At 67.0% G+C, this 17,508-nt stretch carries 14 protein-coding genes; 5 read left to right on the top strand and 9 right to left on the bottom strand.

Annotated features, from left to right (window positions below; genetic code table 11):
• Positions 1-186 precede the first annotated feature (186 nt).
• On the bottom strand, positions 187-1,203 hold the full coding sequence (locus ABDW35_RS03885) for a homoserine dehydrogenase (protein WP_343712534.1): 1,017 nt from the start codon (positions 1,201-1,203) through the stop codon (positions 187-189).
• 116 nt (positions 1,204-1,319) lie between these two features.
• Positions 1,320-1,553, bottom strand: a complete 234-nt coding sequence (locus ABDW35_RS03880) for a terminase large subunit (RefSeq protein ID WP_343712533.1) — start codon at positions 1,551-1,553, stop codon at positions 1,320-1,322.
• Between the two features lie 134 nt (positions 1,554-1,687).
• On the opposite strand from ABDW35_RS03880, the gene ABDW35_RS03875 reads away from it, so the two are divergent.
• Positions 1,688-2,188 carry a hypothetical protein gene (locus ABDW35_RS03875; RefSeq protein WP_343712532.1) on the top strand — a complete coding sequence of 167 codons (501 nt, stop codon included), beginning with the start codon at positions 1,688-1,690 and terminating at the stop codon, positions 2,186-2,188.
• A gap of 161 nt (positions 2,189-2,349) precedes the next feature.
• Here the strand turns inward: ABDW35_RS03875 and drt5 are convergent, their stop codons facing one another.
• The 5 genes from drt5 to ABDW35_RS03850 form a co-directional block, all read right to left on the bottom strand.
• The gene (gene drt5 / locus ABDW35_RS03870; protein ID WP_343712531.1) at positions 2,350-3,828 is read right to left on the bottom strand and encodes an antiviral reverse transcriptase Drt5; all 1,479 of its coding nucleotides are present in this window, start codon (positions 3,826-3,828) and stop codon (positions 2,350-2,352) included.
• Between the two features lie 203 nt (positions 3,829-4,031).
• Positions 4,032-4,496 (bottom strand): 8-oxo-dGTP diphosphatase MutT, encoded by a 465-nt coding sequence (gene mutT / locus ABDW35_RS03865; protein ID WP_343712530.1) that lies wholly within the window; start codon positions 4,494-4,496, stop codon positions 4,032-4,034.
• On the bottom strand, positions 4,486-5,046 hold the full coding sequence (locus ABDW35_RS03860; protein WP_343712529.1) for a GNAT family N-acetyltransferase: 561 nt from the start codon (positions 5,044-5,046) through the stop codon (positions 4,486-4,488). The genes mutT and ABDW35_RS03860 overlap by 11 nt, the downstream gene beginning before the upstream one ends.
• A gap of 445 nt (positions 5,047-5,491) precedes the next feature.
• Positions 5,492-6,721 (bottom strand): bifunctional glutamate N-acetyltransferase/amino-acid acetyltransferase ArgJ, encoded by a 1,230-nt coding sequence (argJ, locus tag ABDW35_RS03855; RefSeq protein WP_343712528.1) that lies wholly within the window; start codon positions 6,719-6,721, stop codon positions 5,492-5,494.
• Between the two features lie 38 nt (positions 6,722-6,759).
• Positions 6,760-7,743 carry a peptidylprolyl isomerase gene (locus ABDW35_RS03850; RefSeq protein WP_343712527.1) on the bottom strand — a complete coding sequence of 328 codons (984 nt, stop codon included), beginning with the start codon at positions 7,741-7,743 and terminating at the stop codon, positions 6,760-6,762.
• A 300-nt stretch (positions 7,744-8,043) separates the two neighbouring features.
• Between ABDW35_RS03850 and ABDW35_RS03845 the strand changes: the two genes are divergently transcribed.
• From ABDW35_RS03845 to ABDW35_RS03830, 4 genes are all read left to right on the top strand, one after another.
• Positions 8,044-9,384, top strand: a complete 1,341-nt coding sequence (locus ABDW35_RS03845; protein WP_343712526.1) for an esterase-like activity of phytase family protein — start codon at positions 8,044-8,046, stop codon at positions 9,382-9,384.
• Between the two features lie 231 nt (positions 9,385-9,615).
• Complete coding sequence (gene secA / locus ABDW35_RS03840) at positions 9,616-12,333, top strand: preprotein translocase subunit SecA (RefSeq protein WP_343712525.1); 2,718 nt, start codon at positions 9,616-9,618, stop codon at positions 12,331-12,333.
• Positions 12,334-12,434: 101 nt separating this feature from the next.
• Complete coding sequence (locus ABDW35_RS03835; protein ID WP_343712524.1) at positions 12,435-13,901, top strand: aromatic amino acid lyase; 1,467 nt, start codon at positions 12,435-12,437, stop codon at positions 13,899-13,901.
• A gap of 79 nt (positions 13,902-13,980) precedes the next feature.
• A complete protein-coding gene (locus ABDW35_RS03830) occupies positions 13,981-15,492 on the top strand; it encodes a RimK-like ATPgrasp N-terminal domain-containing protein (RefSeq protein ID WP_343712523.1) in 1,512 nt (503 codons plus the stop codon).
• 169 nt (positions 15,493-15,661) lie between these two features.
• On the opposite strand, the gene ABDW35_RS03825 is transcribed toward ABDW35_RS03830, so the two are convergent.
• Both ABDW35_RS03825 and ABDW35_RS03820 read right to left on the bottom strand, forming a co-directional pair.
• Positions 15,662-16,615 carry an acetyl-CoA carboxylase carboxyltransferase subunit alpha gene (locus ABDW35_RS03825; RefSeq protein ID WP_343712522.1) on the bottom strand — a complete coding sequence of 318 codons (954 nt, stop codon included), beginning with the start codon at positions 16,613-16,615 and terminating at the stop codon, positions 15,662-15,664.
• A 37-nt stretch (positions 16,616-16,652) separates the two neighbouring features.
• Positions 16,653-17,207, bottom strand: a complete 555-nt coding sequence (locus ABDW35_RS03820) for an N-acetyltransferase (protein ID WP_343712521.1) — start codon at positions 17,205-17,207, stop codon at positions 16,653-16,655.
• Positions 17,208-17,508: the final 301 nt, after the last annotated feature.

Below are 17,508 nucleotides of genomic sequence, written 5' to 3'. Positions count from 1 at the left end.
GGAACACATGCTGGCGCGATACCGGGCATCGGACCCGATCATCGTCATCCCGTGCGCAGCGCAGCATGCAATGATGCGCTGCAGACACGGGATCTCTCCGAGACGCTCGGAGATCCCGTGTCTGCGCAGCGGCGCTTCGCACCGCAGCGCGCACGGGATGACGGACCACGATTTTCGAGTCCGCCGTCAGACCCCCTCAGCCCCCGCGAAGATGTGCACCGCGTCGCGCAGCATCGACGCGGCGGTGGGGGTGGGCTCGCGCTCCCACAGCTTGTGATAGCTGATGCCGTAGATATCGGTGTGCATCTCGACCGCCATCTCCCAGCCCCGGCACTGGGCCAGGAAGTCGGTGGCGGGCAGGGCCAGCGGCGCCACGGCGTAGCGCCCGGCCTCGGCGCTGGCCACCAGGCGGATGACGTTGCCGCGCGCCGCCTCGGCCGCCAGGCTCTCCTGCGTCACCCCGGCGATGCCGGTGACCGCGATGTCGGCCAGCGCGATATCGGCGCCGAGCAGGCTGTTGGCGATGATCAGCAGCTTGTTGGCGGTGTCCCAGCCCTCGACGTCGAGCGAGGGGTCGGCCTCGGCGATGCCGCGGCGCTGGGCCTCGGCCAGCGCGTCGCCATAGGCGACGCCGGTGGCCATCTGGTCGAGGATGAAGTTGGTGGTGGCGTTGAACACGCCGCGCAGCGTGCGGATCTCGCCCGCGATCATGTCGCGCCGCCCGATGTTGAGCACGGGCAGCCCGCCGCAGACCGTGGCGCTGTATTTCAGCCGCGCCCCGCTGCGCGCGGCGGCCTCGTGCAGCTCGCGGAATGCCAGCACCACCGGCCCCTTGTTCGCCAGCACGACGGAGATGCCCCGCCCCAGCGCCGCCCGCGCCAGCGCCAGCCCCGGCCCGCCGGTGCGCAGGTCGACCGGCGACGCCTCGAACACCAGGTCGACGCCGTCCAGCAGGCTTTCCACCGGCACCGCGCCGCGATAACCGGGCAGGTCCGCGGTGGAGCCGCCCGCGGCCTTATGGGCGACAAGGCCGGCGGGATCGAAGCCGCCGGGATCGGCCGCGACGCCCCGGCTGTCGGCAACCAGGATGATGCGGAAGCCGATGCCGTGGTCGCGCCGCAACTCCTCCGCCTTCTTGGCCAGGATCGTCAGCAGGTTCCGGTTGACGCTGCCGAGCCCGATCAGGGCGGCGTTGATCAGCATGGGTGGTCCTTGGTTTGGGGCGGGATCGCGAACGCAGTTTCCGGTTTCCAGCCCGTCATGGCGAGCCCCGAAGGGGTTTCGCCCAGTGGCTGCGGAAGTGGAGGCAGGCCCCGCCCTCACCACCTCAGCCCGCTGCCGACCCAGCTGAGGCTGGCGTCGTAGGTGCTGTGATGGCACTGGCCTTCCAGGGCATAGCGCAGCGCGTCGATGGCGTGGTTCTCGCGGTCCTCCAGGATCGGCAGGATGTCGCCGCTGCGCGGGTCGGTGCGCCAGGCGTAGAGCGCCAGCTCGTCGATCAGGTGGCGGCAGCGCGGACACACCAGGATGTCGCAGCTCTTCAGGAACTCCAAGCCCTCGTCAGGATCACCATGCCGGATGGCGATGTCGCAGGCGCGGAAGGGATTTCAGCCTCACACATGTCCACACCTTTACAAGGGCATCCAAGCATGCGATATATTCGGTGTCCGCACCTTGTGAGACTGACATGGCCACAGACAAAACAAGCCGCATTTCTTTCCGACTGAAGACGGATGTCTGGGAGGCGATCAAGACGCAATCAGCAGCCGCAGGAATTGAGCCAAGCCGTTTTATGCAGGACGCTCTCGAACAGACTGTCATGAGCCATCTTCCCGAGGACCGACAGAAGGAGTTGAGAGATATGAGAAAGCTGTATGCCATTGCCGAAGAGCGCGCGCACGCGATCCACGCAGCGGGCAAATTCGACGAATCATTCATATTGACTGTGTTCCGAGACCTGATGAGCAACCCTGATACACGCAAGCTATATGAAGATGTAATTAACGACGATGCCTACGCCGATAAGGCTGAAGGGAAGACGCCGATCAACATGTATCTTGCTTGGTATATAAAGAATGCGATAGGAGCCTATCGCTTGATGGACGACTCGAACAAGCCGCGCCGAGCATTTGTGAAAAATGAACCCATTAAGAGCTACACACTCCTTACCCTTGATGCTCCTGGCTAGCACTATACATTGCAGGATATCGTATCTGGTGACGATAATCAGTATAGATTCACCGGGAGAATTCGGTGATAGTGCACGATTGTGGTGATAGCGCCCAGCTTACGTTCCTCGGGGCGCGAGCGGAAGCCGCTAAAAGTGCCCCAACAACCGTAAATAAAGTGTCAGGATTTCTGAATAATTTGAGCTATTAAATCATTCATATCAGATCCATTTTTAAAATAGGCTAACAGATAATTTCTGGCCTGCTTATCCATCCCTCGAGATCCGACAGCTGAAGACCACGCCAACCAATCTGAGCGTCCTTCGCGTAGATAGCCCTCCCGCATCTCCGGAAGGCCATAACGGTGATCTGGAATTTCAAGAATCTTTGCTCTAGTTATATCCGTTGCGGAAGGGTGCTTATATAACGAATTTACGATATCTGACGCGTATCTTGAGTCCATCAAATAACTTTCGAGCATCATACCAAACCAAAACAACTGGTACTCACTCATATATTCGTCGGATAGAATCACATCCCGAACTATATTTGCTACTCCATCCATATTCTGAGCATCAAAACATAAGCCGTAAAAATTCTTTGCAAGATGCGGGAATCCTTTTGCAAATAAGTGAAGATGTTGCTCTATTCTACTTATGTTATCTCGCATTACGATCATAATTAATTCGGCATCATCTTCACTCAAATTTCCGTCCTGCAGCAAAGATAGTATGAACTTTATTTCTCGTTCATTCAAAGGTGGATTGCCTTTGTTGATACTTGGCTCTAAGTCATAGTGTGAGATTATAAGCCGCCGCCTACGCCGCAGCAGTTGTTTCTTCAATTCACTAATTTGCTCGTCTGCATGATCAGTGAGTGGCATCCCATCGGTTCTTGTTTTACTGCCATTAACCGATAATCCCTTTAAACCGAGAATTCTCTGTGCCTCAGCAAAGTCAGCTTTGAGAGGGGCAAGTCTATCTCCAAATAGATATATATCATCCATGAATCGCAAAACTTTTTTTGCTCGAATTGCTGAGGAGTCCTCAATGAACCTTAGAAAATCATTTCCAATCATCTTAGCCGGGTATAGACCATGGGGTAGGCAATCAAGCGATCTTCCAGCGTTGAGTTCACGAAAGAACTTTCCAAACGCGACAACATCGTTCGAATCTGCCGGCTTGAGCGCCGAAAACCAAGCATGTAGGTCATGGTGATAGATATTATTAAAATAACTTGAGATATCAAAGTACAAAAACTCTTCGGAATAAATGTTTGCCTCGGCTACCGCATATCGGAATTCGGAATAACTGAGCGACGGAGATACCGGCCGGCCGTCTTCAAAGCGATACCCAAAATGTACCCGATCGTCTCCTCTTGGCCTCCGAAATTTCATTCGATTCTTATAAACTAAATGATAAAGATAAAACTCCGCAACGGGATCTAGTTTTACCGTGCGTCGTAGGTGAATTGCGTCTTTGTTGGCATGGACTCTCCTTTGCGGTAAAAAAGATCTATTATCAGCGATCAGCCTCTCCGCAAACTGAAGTAATTCTTCAGATCCTTGCTCAACAAGGAATTTATTCGTGGTTAATGGAAATAGGGTTCGCGGAAGATCTTCGAGAAAAAAATCCTTCGCGGTAAATGAAGCAGTCTTCATTTAATTATACTCAATTGCCTTTGATTCTCTCATCTGCCTGCAAGGGCCAACCATCACCGCCAAGCTTCCAGCACCACCATCTTCAATACCGTGGCAGTGCACTTTAGCGAGATTCCGCCCTGTCTGCATAGGTGAGGATATCCAGCCGCCAACCATTCGTGCACTGTCACAGTAATCTCAGCCCACCGGGACTGGACTGCGCCTCACATCAAATCCCGCAGCATCGCCACCAGCGGCTTGTCGGCCGGGGGCATCGGGTAGTCGCGGAGCTTGTTCGGCGCCACCCAGGCCAGTGTCTGGCCCTCGCGCGGCTGCGGCGTGCCCTGCCAGCGGCGGCAGAGATAGAGCGGCATCAGCAGGTGGAAGCGCTCGTAGCGGTGGCTGGCGAAGGTGAAGGGGGCCAGGCAGCTCTCCTCCGTGTCGATCGCCAGCTCCTCGCGCAGCTCGCGGATCAGCGCCGCCTCCGGCGTCTCGCCCGGATCGACCTTGCCGCCCGGGAACTCCCACAGCCCGGCCATCGACTTGCCCGGCGGCCGCTGGGCGATCAGCACCCGGCCATCGGCATCGACCAGGGCGACGGCGACCACCAGCACCATCGGCAGGGGCGCCAGGGCGGACGGCTTGCCGGCATCGGCGGGAGAGGCGGGAGCGGGGGCGTCAGGCGGCATAGATCTTCAGGTAATCCTGGCGGCTGAGGGCGAAGAGCGGGCAGGGCACCGCTTGGCCCAGCGCCTTGAAGTCGATGGTCCGGATGCCGTCGGTCATCAGCCCGGCCTTGACCAGGACATGGCCCGACGGCGCGTTGTCGGGGTGGTAGGCCGCCTGGATCCGCTCCAGCCGCAGGTCGAGGAAGCCGAAGGCGATCACCGCCTGCGCCGCCTCCGTCGCATAGCCCTGGCCCCACCAGCGCCGGCCGAACCAGTAGCCGAAGCTGCCGACCCGGCCGTTGGTGGCGATCGCCAGCCCCATATGGCCGATCACGGCGCCGCTGTCGGGCAGGGTGACCACGAACTGGTATTCGCGGCCGGCGATCCAGCGCTTCTCCGCCGTGCGGATCCAGTCCTCGGCATCGGCGAAGCGGTAGGGGAAGGGCACGTCCGACAGCCAGCGCACCACCTCCCAATCGTCGAGCAGATGCGCGATCTCCCCGGCGTCGGAGGGGCGGTGCCGGCGCAGCCGCAGCCGCTCGGTCTCCAGCGCCTCCGGCAGGTCGGTCACGGGCGGGACCGCCTTAAAACGCGCCGGCGCGGCCGGCTGACGGCGGCGTCGGCCGACCGCACCCGATCAGTCCCCCCTCCCCTCGCGGGAGGGGGGTAGGGGGAGGGGGTTTTCGCCGCCGGAGCCGGCCCGGGCTGCAGCGATCCGGGCGCGGCGGCAAGGCCGACATCCGTGCGTGAATGGGCAAGTCGCCGAACCAGCCGTCCGTGCCGGTTCGCAACGGGCTGGGCCGGCTCTACCGGTGAAAACCCCCTCCCCCTACCCCCCTCCCGCGAGGGGAGGGGGGACTCGGGGGGGAAACGTGCGGGGTGGGCAAGCAGGGGAAGGGCATCGGCGCGGCCGCCCGCGAGCGGGGGAGGCAACGCAAAGACGTTCGATAGATTGCCCTTGCCGCAATGCACTGGCCGACCTCGGTTCGTCCGCGCCAGCCCTGCTTCAGTCCAGGCTAGCTGCGATAATCCGCATTGATCGAGATATAGCCGTGGGTGAGGTCGCAGGTCCAGACCGTGGCCTGGCCGCGGCCGATGCCGATATCGACCGCGATGTCGATCGACCGGGTCTTCATATGGGCCGCCACCGGCGCCTCGTCATAGCCGTCGACCACCATGCCGTCGCGCGCCACCTGGACGCCGCCGATGGCGATGCCCAGCTTGTCGCGGTCCGCCGGCTCGCCCGACTTGCCGACCGCCATGACGATGCGACCCCAATTCGCGTCCTCGCCCGCCACCGCAGTCTTCAGCAGCGGCGAATTGGCGATGGCCAGGCCGATGCGCCGGGCCGAGCGGTCGGAGATCGCGCCCGTCACCGCGATGGTGATCAGCTTCTGCGCGCCCTCCCCGTCGCACGCCACCTGGCGGGCCAGGTCGGCGGTCAGGTCGTCCAGCGCGCGCTGGAAATCGGCCAGGTCCGCCGCGCCGGCCGGTGCCGCGTTGCCGGCCTTGCCGGTGGCGAACAGCATCAGCGTGTCGCTGGTCGAGGTGTCGCCGTCGACCGTGATGGCGTTGAACGACTGGTCCACCGCCGCCGCGAGGGCCTTCTGCAGCAGCGGCGCCGGGATCGCCGCGTCGGTGAACACGAACGACAGCATCGTCGCCATGTCCGGCGCGATCATGCCCGAGCCCTTGGCGATGCCGGTGATCGTCACCGTGGTGCCGCCGATGGTGGCGGTGCGGGTGGCGCCCTTGGCGAAGGTGTCGGTGGTGCGGATCGCCTCCGCCGCCGCGGCCCAGTCGGTGCCCAGCGCCTTCGCCAGGTCCGGCAGGTGGCGGGCGACGCGGTCCTCCGGCAGCGGCTGGCCGATCACGCCGGTGGAGGCGACGAACACCTCCTCCCAGTCGCAGCCGACCTGCTTGGCCGCCGCCACCACCGTGGCGGCGACCGTCTTCACCCCGGCCTGGCCGGTGAAGGCGTTGGCGTTGCCGGCATTGACCACCACCGCGCAGGCCGTGCCCTTCGGCAGGATCCTGCGGCACCAGTCCACCGGGGCGGAGGGGCAGCGGGAGCGGGTGTAGACGCCCGCAACCGTGGTGCCGGGGTCGAGCGCGACGAACAGCACGTCCGGCGCCCCCGTCTTCTTCAGCCCGCAGGCGGCGGCGGCCAGCGTCACGCCGGCGATCGGCGCGAGGTCCGGCAGCCGCTCGGGCGCGAGCGGCGAACGCGGCAATGCTCCGGCCATGGTCCCCTCCCCCGTCTCTCTGCTCTCTGCCGCGCCGCTTACTTCTTCGGAGCGGCGGGCGGCTGCTCGCCGGCCGGCGCGGCCGGGGCCGCGGGATCGGCGGCGCCCGCCGGCGCGTCGGTGCTGGGCGGGGGCAGCGGCTTGCCGTCCTGGCCCATCACCACGATCTGCGCGCCCTGCTTCACCTCGTTGATGATCTGCGGCACCAGCGCCTGGGACAGCTGCTCCTCCAGCTGCGGCTTGACCTCGTCGAGGCTCGGCTGCGGCAGGGTGCGCTTGTCCTCGACCAGGATGACGTGCCAGCCGAACTGGGTCTTCACCGGGGCGGTGGTGAACTTGCCCTTCTCCAGCTTGAAGGCGGCGTCGGCGAATTCCGGCACCATCTGGTCCTTGGCGAACCAGCCGAGGTCGCCGCCGGAATCCTTGCCCGACGGGTCGGTGGTGTTGGCATTGGCCAGCTCCTCGAACTTGGCGCCGCCCTCCAGCTTCTTGATCAGCTCCTTGGCCTTGTCCTCGCTGTCGACCAGGATGTGGCGGGCCTTGACCTGGTCCTGCGGCGGGTTGTCGGCCAGGTACTTCTTATAGGCGTCCTGAATCGCCTGATCCGTGACCTTGGCCTTGATCTGGCGCTGCAGCCAGACGTCCTGGATGATGCGGCGCTCGGCGGTGGCCAAGCGGTCCTTCACCTCCGGGTCGTTCTGCAGGCCGGCATCGACGCCCTTCTGCGCCACCAGGCGGGCGGTCGCCACCTGCTCGGCCATCAGCGGCACCAGCATCTCGACCGGCATCTGGCGGTACTGCTGCGGCAGGCTGTTGATCGCCTCCAGCACCTCGGAGCGCAGGATCGGCTGGCCGTTGACCGTGGCCGCGACCGGATCGTCCGGCTTGCCGGCCTGGTCGGCGGCGGGAGCGGCGGCCGCCGGGGCCTCGGCCGGCTTGGCCGCGTCCTGGGCCAGGACCGGACCGGCCAGGAGCGTGAGGGCGGCCGCGCCGGCGAGCAGGCGGAGGGCGAGGGAAGACATCAAACGCGTCCTTTCAGATCCTGTGGGACGAGTGGCGCCCCGGCCGGAAGGGGCCGGCATCCGGTCATGGGATCGCAACGGCGCCAACCGCGCGACGTGGCGCCAAGGTAAAGCACAGGCCGAAACACCGCACAAGCGGACCGGACACCGCCGTCATGTGGTCGGGAGGCGCCGTCATCAAAGCTTCACATGGGCTTAACCGGCCCGACACACGGCAAATCCTAGAAGGACGGTGGAGTCCGGGCCGACCGTGCCGCCGACGCGGCGGGGCCTGCGTGACAAAGATTTAAGGAGGGGGTCATGAAGTTCCGTCCGTTCACCTCGGCGCTGCTGCTGTCGGTCGCGGCGATCTCGGCCGCGGCGATCTCCGGCGCGGCGGTTCCGGCCGTCCACGCCGCAGAGACCATCACCGTCTACAGCAGCACCGACCCGAAGCTGGATCTCGGCAGCATGTCGGTGCCGGGCGGCAAGACCCGGCAGCTGAATGTCGGCATCGGCAGCGGCGCCGGCCGCCGCGCCACCGATCCGGCGATGACCTTCTGGACCATCTCCGACCGCGGCGCCAACTTCACCTGCGGCGATGTCGAGGACGTGCTGGGCGTCGACGGCAAGACCATCTGCGGCGACATCAAGGGTGGCCGTATCTATCCGCAGCCGGACTACTCGCCGTCGATCTACCGGATCACGCTGAAGGACGACCGCACCTTCACCGTCGACACCGTGCTGCCGCTGCGCGACGGCCAGGGCAAGCCGGTTACCGGCCTGCTGAACCCGCTGACCCATGCCTCGACCGAGCAGCCGCTGGACCTGTCGGGCAAGAAGCTGGAGCAGAGCGCGGACGCGGTCGATGCCGAGTCGATCGTGCCGCTGGCCGACGGCACCTTCTGGGTGTCGGAGGAGAACGGCCCGTCGCTGCTGCATGTCGCGGCCGACGGCAAAATCCTGCGCCGGATCGTGCCGCAGGGCACCGAGGGCGACTTCAAGGCCGCGCACTATCCGGTCGATGGCGGGCTGCCGGCGATCCTGGCCAAACGCTTCCTCAACCGCGGACTGGAATCGCTGGCGATCACCCCGGACGGCAAGCGCCTGGCCACCATCATCCAGAACCCGCTGGCCAACCCGGACGCCGACACCTATCGCGGCTCGAAGAACGCCCGGCTGTGGACGCTGGACCCGGCGACGCTCGCCGTCACCGGCGAATACGTCTACACGCTGGACGACCCGCAGAGCTTCCGGCTGGACCCGTCGAAGAAGCAGAGCGACCCGCGCATCAGCGAGATGATGGGCCTCGGCGCCGACCGCTTCCTGGTGCTGGAGCGCACCGACGGCACCACCAAGCTCTACGAGATCTCCCTGGCCGGGGCCACCGACATCCACGGCACCGCCTGGGACGATGTGAAGACCTCGCCGAGCCTGGAGGCAAGCAAGGACCTTGCCGCGGCGAAGGTCGTGCCGGTGACCAAGACGCTGCGCTTCGACAGCGCCGACCACCCGGAGGTGCCGGTCAAGATCGAGGGGCTGGCCGTGACCGGCGACGGATCGCTGCTGATGATCAACGACAGCGATTTCGGCATCACCGGCGAGACCACCCGCCCGGTGATCCTGAAGGGCAGCGCCATCGCCGCCGACCCGGCGAGCTAAGCGGGGAGCGGAACGAGGCGGGACGGCAGGGCTGTCCCGCCATTCCGCCGCTTGGCCGGGCATTGGCAGGGCGGGGCCCTTCGGCTATGGTGCCGCGCCCGTAGGCCCGGGCGCTTTCGACGGCAGCGCCGGTATTCCGCTGTGGCTCTGCGTTGAAAGCCGCGTGGCGCGGCCCCAAATTCCTGGGGGAGTGCGTCCGCGTGCTCTCCCTGCCCAAGTCGAGGTTTTTCGATGTTCGGTGCGCTCGCCCGAAAGCTGTTCGGTTCGTCCAACGACCGGTTCGTCAAGGGGCTGATCACGGGCCCGGTGGTCAAGACCAACGCCCTGGAACCCCAGTTCCAGGCGCTGAGCGACGCCCAGCTTCAGGCCAAGACGCAGGAGTTCCGCGACCGGCTGGACAAGGGCGAGTCGCTCGACGACCTGCTGCCCGAGGCCTTCGCCACGGTGCGTGAGGCGGCCCGGCGGGTGCTGGGCCAGCGCCACTACGACGTGCAGCTGGTCGGCGGCCTGGTGCTGCACCAGGGCAAGATCGCCGAGATGAAGACCGGCGAAGGCAAGACCCTGGTCGCCACCCTCGCCGTCTACCTGAACGCGTTGGGCGGCAAGGGCGTCCACGTCGTCACCGTCAACGACTACCTGGCCCAGCGCGACAGCGGCTGGATGGGGCGGGTGTACAACTTCCTCGGCCTGTCGGTCGGCTGCATCGTCCACGGGCTGGACGACGACCAGCGGCGCGAAGCCTATGGCGCCGACATCACCTACGGCACGAACAACGAGTTCGGCTTCGACTATCTGCGCGACAACATGAAGTTCCGGCTGGAGGACATGGTCCAGCGGCCGTTCAACTTCGCCATCGTCGATGAGGTCGACTCGATCCTGATCGACGAGGCGCGGACGCCGCTGATCATCTCCGGCCCGGCGCAGGATTCGTCGGAGATGTACATGCGCGTCGACCGGCTGATCCCCAGCCTGGTGCCGGTCGAGGACTACGAGCACGACGAGAAGCAGAAGACCGTCGCCCTGACCGAGGCCGGCCAGGAGAAGATCGAGCGCCTGCTGATCGAGGCCGGGCTGCTGCAGGGCGACAACCTGTACGACATCCACAACGTCAACGCCGTCCACCACGTCAACCAGGCCCTCCGCGCCCATGTGATGTTCCAGCTGGACCGGGACTACATCGTCAAGGACGGCAAGGTCGTCATCATCGACGAGTTCACCGGCCGCATGATGGAAGGCCGGCGCTATTCCGAGGGCCTGCACCAGGCGATCGAGGCCAAGGAGCGGGTGGAGATCCAGCGCGAGAACCAGACCCTCGCCTCGATCACCTTCCAGAACTATTTCCGCCTCTACCCGAAGCTGGCCGGCATGACCGGCACGGCGCAGACCGAGGCTGCCGAGTTCGGCGAGATCTACAACCTGGAGGTGGTCGAGATCCCGACCAACGTCCCGGTCCAGCGCAAGGACCAGGACGACGAGGTCTACCGCACCGTCCGCGAGAAATACGACGCCATCGTCGCCCTGATCCGCGAGTGCAACGCCCGGCAGCAGCCGGTACTGGTCGGCACCGTGTCGATCGAGAAGTCGGAGACGCTGGCGGCGCTGCTGCAGCGGGAGAAGATCCCGCACAACGTGCTGAACGCCCGCTTCCACGAGCAGGAAGCCTATATCGTCGCCCAGGCCGGCCGGCCCGGCGCGGTGACCATCGCCACCAACATGGCCGGCCGCGGCACCGACATCCAGCTCGGCGGCAATGTCGAGATGCGGGTGCAGCTGGAACTGGCCGGCATCGACGACCCGGCGGAGCGTGAGCGGCGCGAAGCCGAGATCCGGGCCGAGGTGGCACGGAACAAGGAGATCGTGCTGGCGGCCGGCGGCCTCTACGTCGTCGGCACCGAGCGGCATGAGAGCCGCCGCATCGACAACCAGTTGCGCGGCCGCTCCGGCCGTCAGGGCGACCCCGGCGGGTCGAAGTTCTTCCTGTCGCTGGAAGACGATTTGATGCGCATCTTCGCCTCCGAGCGGCTGGACGGCATCCTGCGCCGCTTCGGCCTGAAGGAAGGCGAGGCGATCATCCATCCCTGGATCAACCGGGCGCTGGAGAAGGCGCAGGAGAAGGTCGAAGCGCGCAACTTCGACATCCGCAAGAACCTGCTGCGCTTCGACAACGTGATGAACGACCAGCGCAAGGTGATCTACGAGCAGCGGCGCGAGATCATGCAGGCGGCCGACGCCACCGCGATGGTCGCCGACATGCGGCAGGAGGTGGTGGCCGGCATGGTCGCCCGCGCCATCCCCGAGAACAGCTACGCCGAGAAGTGGAACATCGACGGGCTGCACGAGGAGATTTTGCGCATCTTCGGGCTGGACCTGCCGGTGCAGGAATGGGCCAAGGAAGAGGGCATCGCCGACCGCGAGATCGAGGAGCGGATCCAGGCTGCGGTCGATGCCAAGATGGCGGCCAAGATCGAGGCATACGGCCCCGAGCTGATGCAGATGGCGGAGAAGAGCCTGCTGCTGCAGATCCTGGACCAGAGCTGGAAGGACCATCTGCTGACGCTGGACCATCTGCGCCAGGGCATCAACCTGCGGGCCTATGCCCAGCGCGACCCACTGCGCGAATATCAGGCCGAGGCGTTCAACCTGTTCGAGGAGATGCTCGCCGGCTTGCGCGAGAACATCACCCAGGTGCTGGCCCAGGTCGAGCTGCGCGTGAACCGGCCGGAGGATGTCGAGGCCCAGCAGCGCGCGGTGATGATGCAACGCGAGATGCATGAGGGCCGCCTGGACCCGGCGCTGGCACAGCCGGAGATGGCGACCGCTGCCGGCGCGGTGGCCGCCGCCAGCGCCGCCCTGGCGCTGAACCCGGACTGGGCCGACACGCCGCGCAACGCCCCCTGCCCCTGCGGCTCGGGCAAGAAGTTCAAGCACTGCCACGGCTCGGTGGTCTAAACCCCGCATCGGAGCAGATCGGACCCGCGAAGGCCGGCCGGCGAATCCCATCGCCGCCGGCCTTTGCTTTTGCCAAGCTGCCGCGATTGAGGCGGGAGCGGATGGCGATGACTTTGGACCTGACCAGGCGGACCGATATCACCCTGGACGCGGTGCGCCGCGTCGCCTGGCAGGGCGAAGGCGTGCGCATCACCGAGGCGGCGCTGGCCCGGATCGCCGAGTGCCGCGCCGCCTTCCTGCGGCTGATCGACACCGATCCCGACCTCGTCATCTACGGCGTCACCACGGCGATGGGCGAGCTGGCCGACCGGCGCCTGCGTTCGGAGGAGCGCGACCGCCACGCCCGGATCAAGGCCTTCGCCGCCGCCACGCCCTTCGGCGACCCGCTGCCGGAGCGGATGGTGCGCGGCATCGTGCTGGCCCGGCTGGCGAATTTCCTGGAGGGCCACGCCGCCACCACGCCGCGGATCGCCCTGGCCGTTGCCGCCATGCTGGACGGCGGCCCGCTCCCCACGGTGCCCGCCGCCGGCCAGGGTGGGGCCGGGGAGATCCTGGCGCTGTACCCGCTGTTCGCGGAGCTCAGCGCCCGTTTCGACCTCGAGGTCAAGGAGCGCGGATCGCTGATCAACGGGTCGCCTTGCGCCGCGGCGCTGGTGGCCGATTCGGCCCTGGCGGCGCGCAACCGGATCCGGCTGGCGGAGAGTGTCTTCGCCCTGTCGATCGAGGCCTTCCGGGCGCCGCTGGAGCATTACGACGCCGCGCTGGACACGCTGTGGGGCGACGCGCACGACGCCGCGGCGCTGCGCAACCTGCGCGCCTTGCTGGACGGCGCCGGCGACGGGCGGCGCGGTTATCAGGCGCCGGTCAGCTACCGCATCGTGCCGCGGCTGCTGGGCCAGGCGCATCGCGCCCTGGCGGCGGCGGAGCGGGCGGCGACGGTGTCGCTGGCCGCGGCCTCGGACAACCCGGTCTATATCCCGCCGGACGAGGCGGGGCCGGGCCATCCGGACGGCCGGTGCATCAGCACCGGCGGCTACCACAACGCCATGGCGGCGCCGACGCTGGACGACCTCGCAGCGATCTGGGCCGATCTGTGCCTCTTGTGCGACCGTCACAGCTCGAAGCTGCTGGCCGGCCGGGTGTCGCACCTGCCCGACCTGCTGATGGTCGGCCGCGACCCCAGCGACAGCGACGGCCATGGCAGCCTGGGCTATGTACCGATGGCGGTGACGGGCTATCTGGAGCAGGCCAAGGCCGCGGCGCAGCGCACCTTCCTGCCGGGCACCGAGGCCGCGGGCGCCGGCCAGGACGACGTGGCCGCCCCGGCCTTCCTGGCCTGGGCGAAGGAGGAGCGCGCCGGCCGCTGCCTGGACGCGGCGCTGGCGATGCTGGCGGTGATCGCCTCCCAGGCCCTGCACGTCACCGGTCGTGCGCCCACCCCGGCCCTGCAGCCCCTGGTCGACGAGGTGCGCAGCCTGGTGCCGCCGGTGGCGGAGGACCGGGTGCTGGGCCCCGAGCTGGGTCGCCTGGCCGAGCATTTCACACGGCAGGTCTTCGCGGCCGGCTGATGCGCCCGGCAAATCCGAATGGCGCCTTTACCCGGCGCGGCGGGAGGCTGCGGGTCATTGCCACATCCCACATGGACCCATGGCCACCACACTGATCGTCGCCGACGACCCCGACGGGCTTGCCCCCGATGGGCTGGACAGCGACCTGCCTCCCCCATGCCGCATCGTCGCCCCTGACGACCTGCTGGACGGCCGCCACCTGCCGGCGCCGGGCACGACGCCCGGCACCATCGTGGTCAATCTGTGCCGCGACCAGCGGCCCCTGTCCTTCGGCTACTACGTCTCGCTGATCGCCGAGGCGCGCGGCTATACGGCGATCCCGACCGCGGCGGCGCTGGCCGACCAGGCCGACGACCGGCTGGCCCGCAGCCGCCACGCGCCGGTCGACCGCGCCCTGGCCGCGCTGCGCCGCCAGAGCCAGCGCCTGGTCCTGCCGCGCCGTCTCTTCGTGGCGCTGGGCCGCTGCAGCAAGCCGCATCTGCAGGCGGTCGCCGAAGCGGCCTATGAGGCCTTCGGCCTGCCGCTGATGACGCTGCAGATCGACCCGCTCCGCCCGCAGCTGCTGCAGGCGGTGGCGGAGCCGCTGGCCGGCCTCGACCCGCGCCAGCTGCGCCTGCTTCGCGCCGCGCTGGAGCGGCTGGCCGGCACCCCGCCGACGCCGCGCCCGTTTCGTCGCGCGCCCCGCCTCGCCGTGCTGGTGAATCCGGACGACCCGCTGCCGCCGTCAAAGCCCGGTACCATCGCCCGCCTGCGCGACGTGGCGTCGTCGATGGGCGTCGACACCGAATGCGTCGGCCATCGCGACCTGCCGCGGCTGGGCGGCTTCGACGCACTGCTGATCCGCGAGACCACGGCGCTGCAGTCGCCCAGCTACGCCTTCGCCGAGACCGCGGCGCAGCTGGGCCTGCCGGTGATCGACGATCCGGTGTCGATCCTGCGCTGCTGCAACAAGGTGTTCCTGCACGAGCGGCTGAAGGCCGAGGGCGTGCCGCAGCCGCGCACCCTGGCGGTGCGGGCCGACACGCTGGCCGCCGGCGAGGCGCTGGGCTTCCCGCTGGTGCTGAAGGTGCCGGACGGCGCCTGCTCGCGCGGCGTCATCCGCGTCGACAGCCCGGGGGAGCTGCCGGTGGCCGGGCGCCGGCTGCTGCGCCGGTCGCGCCTGATCCTGGCGCAGGAATACCTCTACACCGACTTCGACTGGCGCATCGGCGTGCTGGCCGGCCGGCCGCTCTTCGCCTGCCGCTACCGCATGGTGCGCGGCCACTGGCAGATCTTCCGTCATGACGGGAACGGAAGCAGCGAGGAGGGCGCGACCGAGCCGGTGCCGCTCGACGCCGTGCCGCCGGCGGTGCTGTCCGCCGCGCTGTCCGCCGCCGCCCTGATCGGCACCGGCCTCTACGGCGTCGACCTGAAGGAGACGGCCCAGGGCCCGGTGGTGATCGAGGTCAACGACAACCCGAACATCGATGTGGGGCTGGAGGATGCCTGCCTGGGCGATGCGCTCTACGAGCGGCTGCTCGGCCATTTCCTGGAGCGGATCGAGACCGGCGAGGACCGGGCGCCGGCGCGGGCGGCGGGGTCGATCTGGTAGTCAGTATCGAGATTCAATGAACTGATCGTCATCCCGTGCGCGCTGCGGTGCGAAGTACCGCGGCGCAGACACGGGATCTCGACGCTTTCATCGAAGAGATCCCGGTTCTGCGGCGCATCACTGCGTGCTGCGCCGCGCCCGGGATGACGGCAGAGACTATAGGGCCCGGTCAGCCCAGATTCTGGCCGATCGCCAGGAATTTCTCGCGGCGCTTGCTGCGCAGCGTCTTGCCGTCGAGATCGACCAGGCCGGCCAGCGCCGAGCCGATCGCCTCGCCGACGGCAGTCATCGCCTGCTCCGGGAAGCGGTGGGCGCCGCCGACCGGCTCCTCCACCACCGTATCGATGACGCCGAGCTGCTTCAGGTCCTGTGCCGTCAGCTTCAGCGCCGCCGCGGCCTCCTGGCTTTGCGCGCTGCTGCGCCACAGGATCGAGGCGCAGCCTTCCGGCGAGATCACCGAATAGATCGAATGCTCGAGCATCAGCACCCGGTCGGCCACGGCGATGCCGATGGCGCCGCCCGAGCCGCCCTCGCCGATCACGATCGAGACCACCGGCACCTGCACCCTGAGGCAGGATTCGATCGACTTGGCGATGGCCTCGGCCACGCCGCGCTCCTCCGACGCCACGCCGGGATAGGCGCCGGCGGTGTCGACGAAGGTGATCACCGGCAGGTGGAAGCGGTCGGCCAGGTCCAGCAGGCGCTGCGCCTTGCGGTAGCCCTCGGGCTTGGCCATGCCGAAATTGTGCCGGATCCGGCTTTCGGTGTCGTTGCCCTTCTCCTGCCCGATCACCACGACCGAGCGGCCCTGGAACCGGCCGAGCCCGCCGATGATGGCCCGGTCCTCGGCGAAGGCGCGATCGCCCGCCAGCGGCTGGAACTCGGTGATCAGGGCCTGGATGTAGTCGAGCGCATGCGGCCGATTCGGATGCCGCGCGACCTGCACCTTCTGCGCCGGCGTCAGCCCGCGATAGGTGTCGCGCAGCAGCTTGTCGACCTTGGTCTGAAGCCGGGAGACCTCGTCGGCGATGTTGAGCTCGCCGGCGTCGGTGATGTGCCGAAGCTCCTCGATCTTGCCTTCGATCTCGGCGATCGGCTTTTCGAATTCGAGAAAGGTCTTCATTCCGCGTTGAGACTGGCCCTCGGGATCGGGGGGCTGTCTAACACAGGGCCGCGCGCATTGAGACCGAAATCTGCGCAGGGCTGACCGCGGCGTCTGCCCGCAGCAGGGTTCCGCCCGGATAGTCCTCCAGCGCGCCGAGCCGCAGCTCGGCCACCAGCAGGCGGTGCGGCTGCTCGTCCGGCATCACGAAGCCCAGCGGCGCCGCCGGCTGGAAGCCGAAGCGGGCGTAGTAGGCGAGGTCGCCGACCAGCAGCACCAGCCGGTGGCCCATATCGGCCGCCCGCTTCATGCTGCCGCGCATCAATGCCGCCCCGACGCCGGCGCCGCGCAGCTCCGGCTGCACCGCCAGCGGTCCCAGCAGCAGCGTCGGCCGGCCGGAGTCGAGCAGCATCGGCCAGTAGCGGACCGAGCCGAGGATGCGGCCGCCGGGCCGCCCGTCCTCGCGCACCACGAAGCACAGGCTGCGCGTCGGCGCAATGCCGTCGCGGTAGCGGTAGGAGATCTTGGCTTCCCGGTTCGGGCCGAAGGCAAGATTGAGCAGGGCGTCGACTTCGGCAGCATCCCGCGGCCGCTCGGTCTTCAGGAGGTACAATTGGAAGTCCTTGGAACGGGGAGCGTCGGTTCGCGCGCCGACCGGCTTCCGTCCCGCCCGCATCATGGTTTCGCGAGCACCCCGGAACGCCTCAGGCCGCCGCGCCGCGAAGGGCGGGCTGCGGGCGTCGTCGTCGCAGCGTCGGGGGCAGGAGGGTCACGTCGGTCCGTTCTATGAGGATCAGCGGCAACAGCGAAACCGCAACCGGCCCCGGCTGTCAATGCAAATGCTGCGGTTATCGGGAACGGATTCCCCCTTTGCTGTCATTGCCGGGCTTGACCCGGCAATCCAGGGGCCACCG

This window comes from Inquilinus sp. (assembly GCF_039594555.1).
Classification (GTDB): Bacteria; Pseudomonadota; Alphaproteobacteria; order DSM-16000; family Inquilinaceae; genus Inquilinus.
This window is presented reverse-complemented; position numbering and strand designations above follow the sequence as displayed.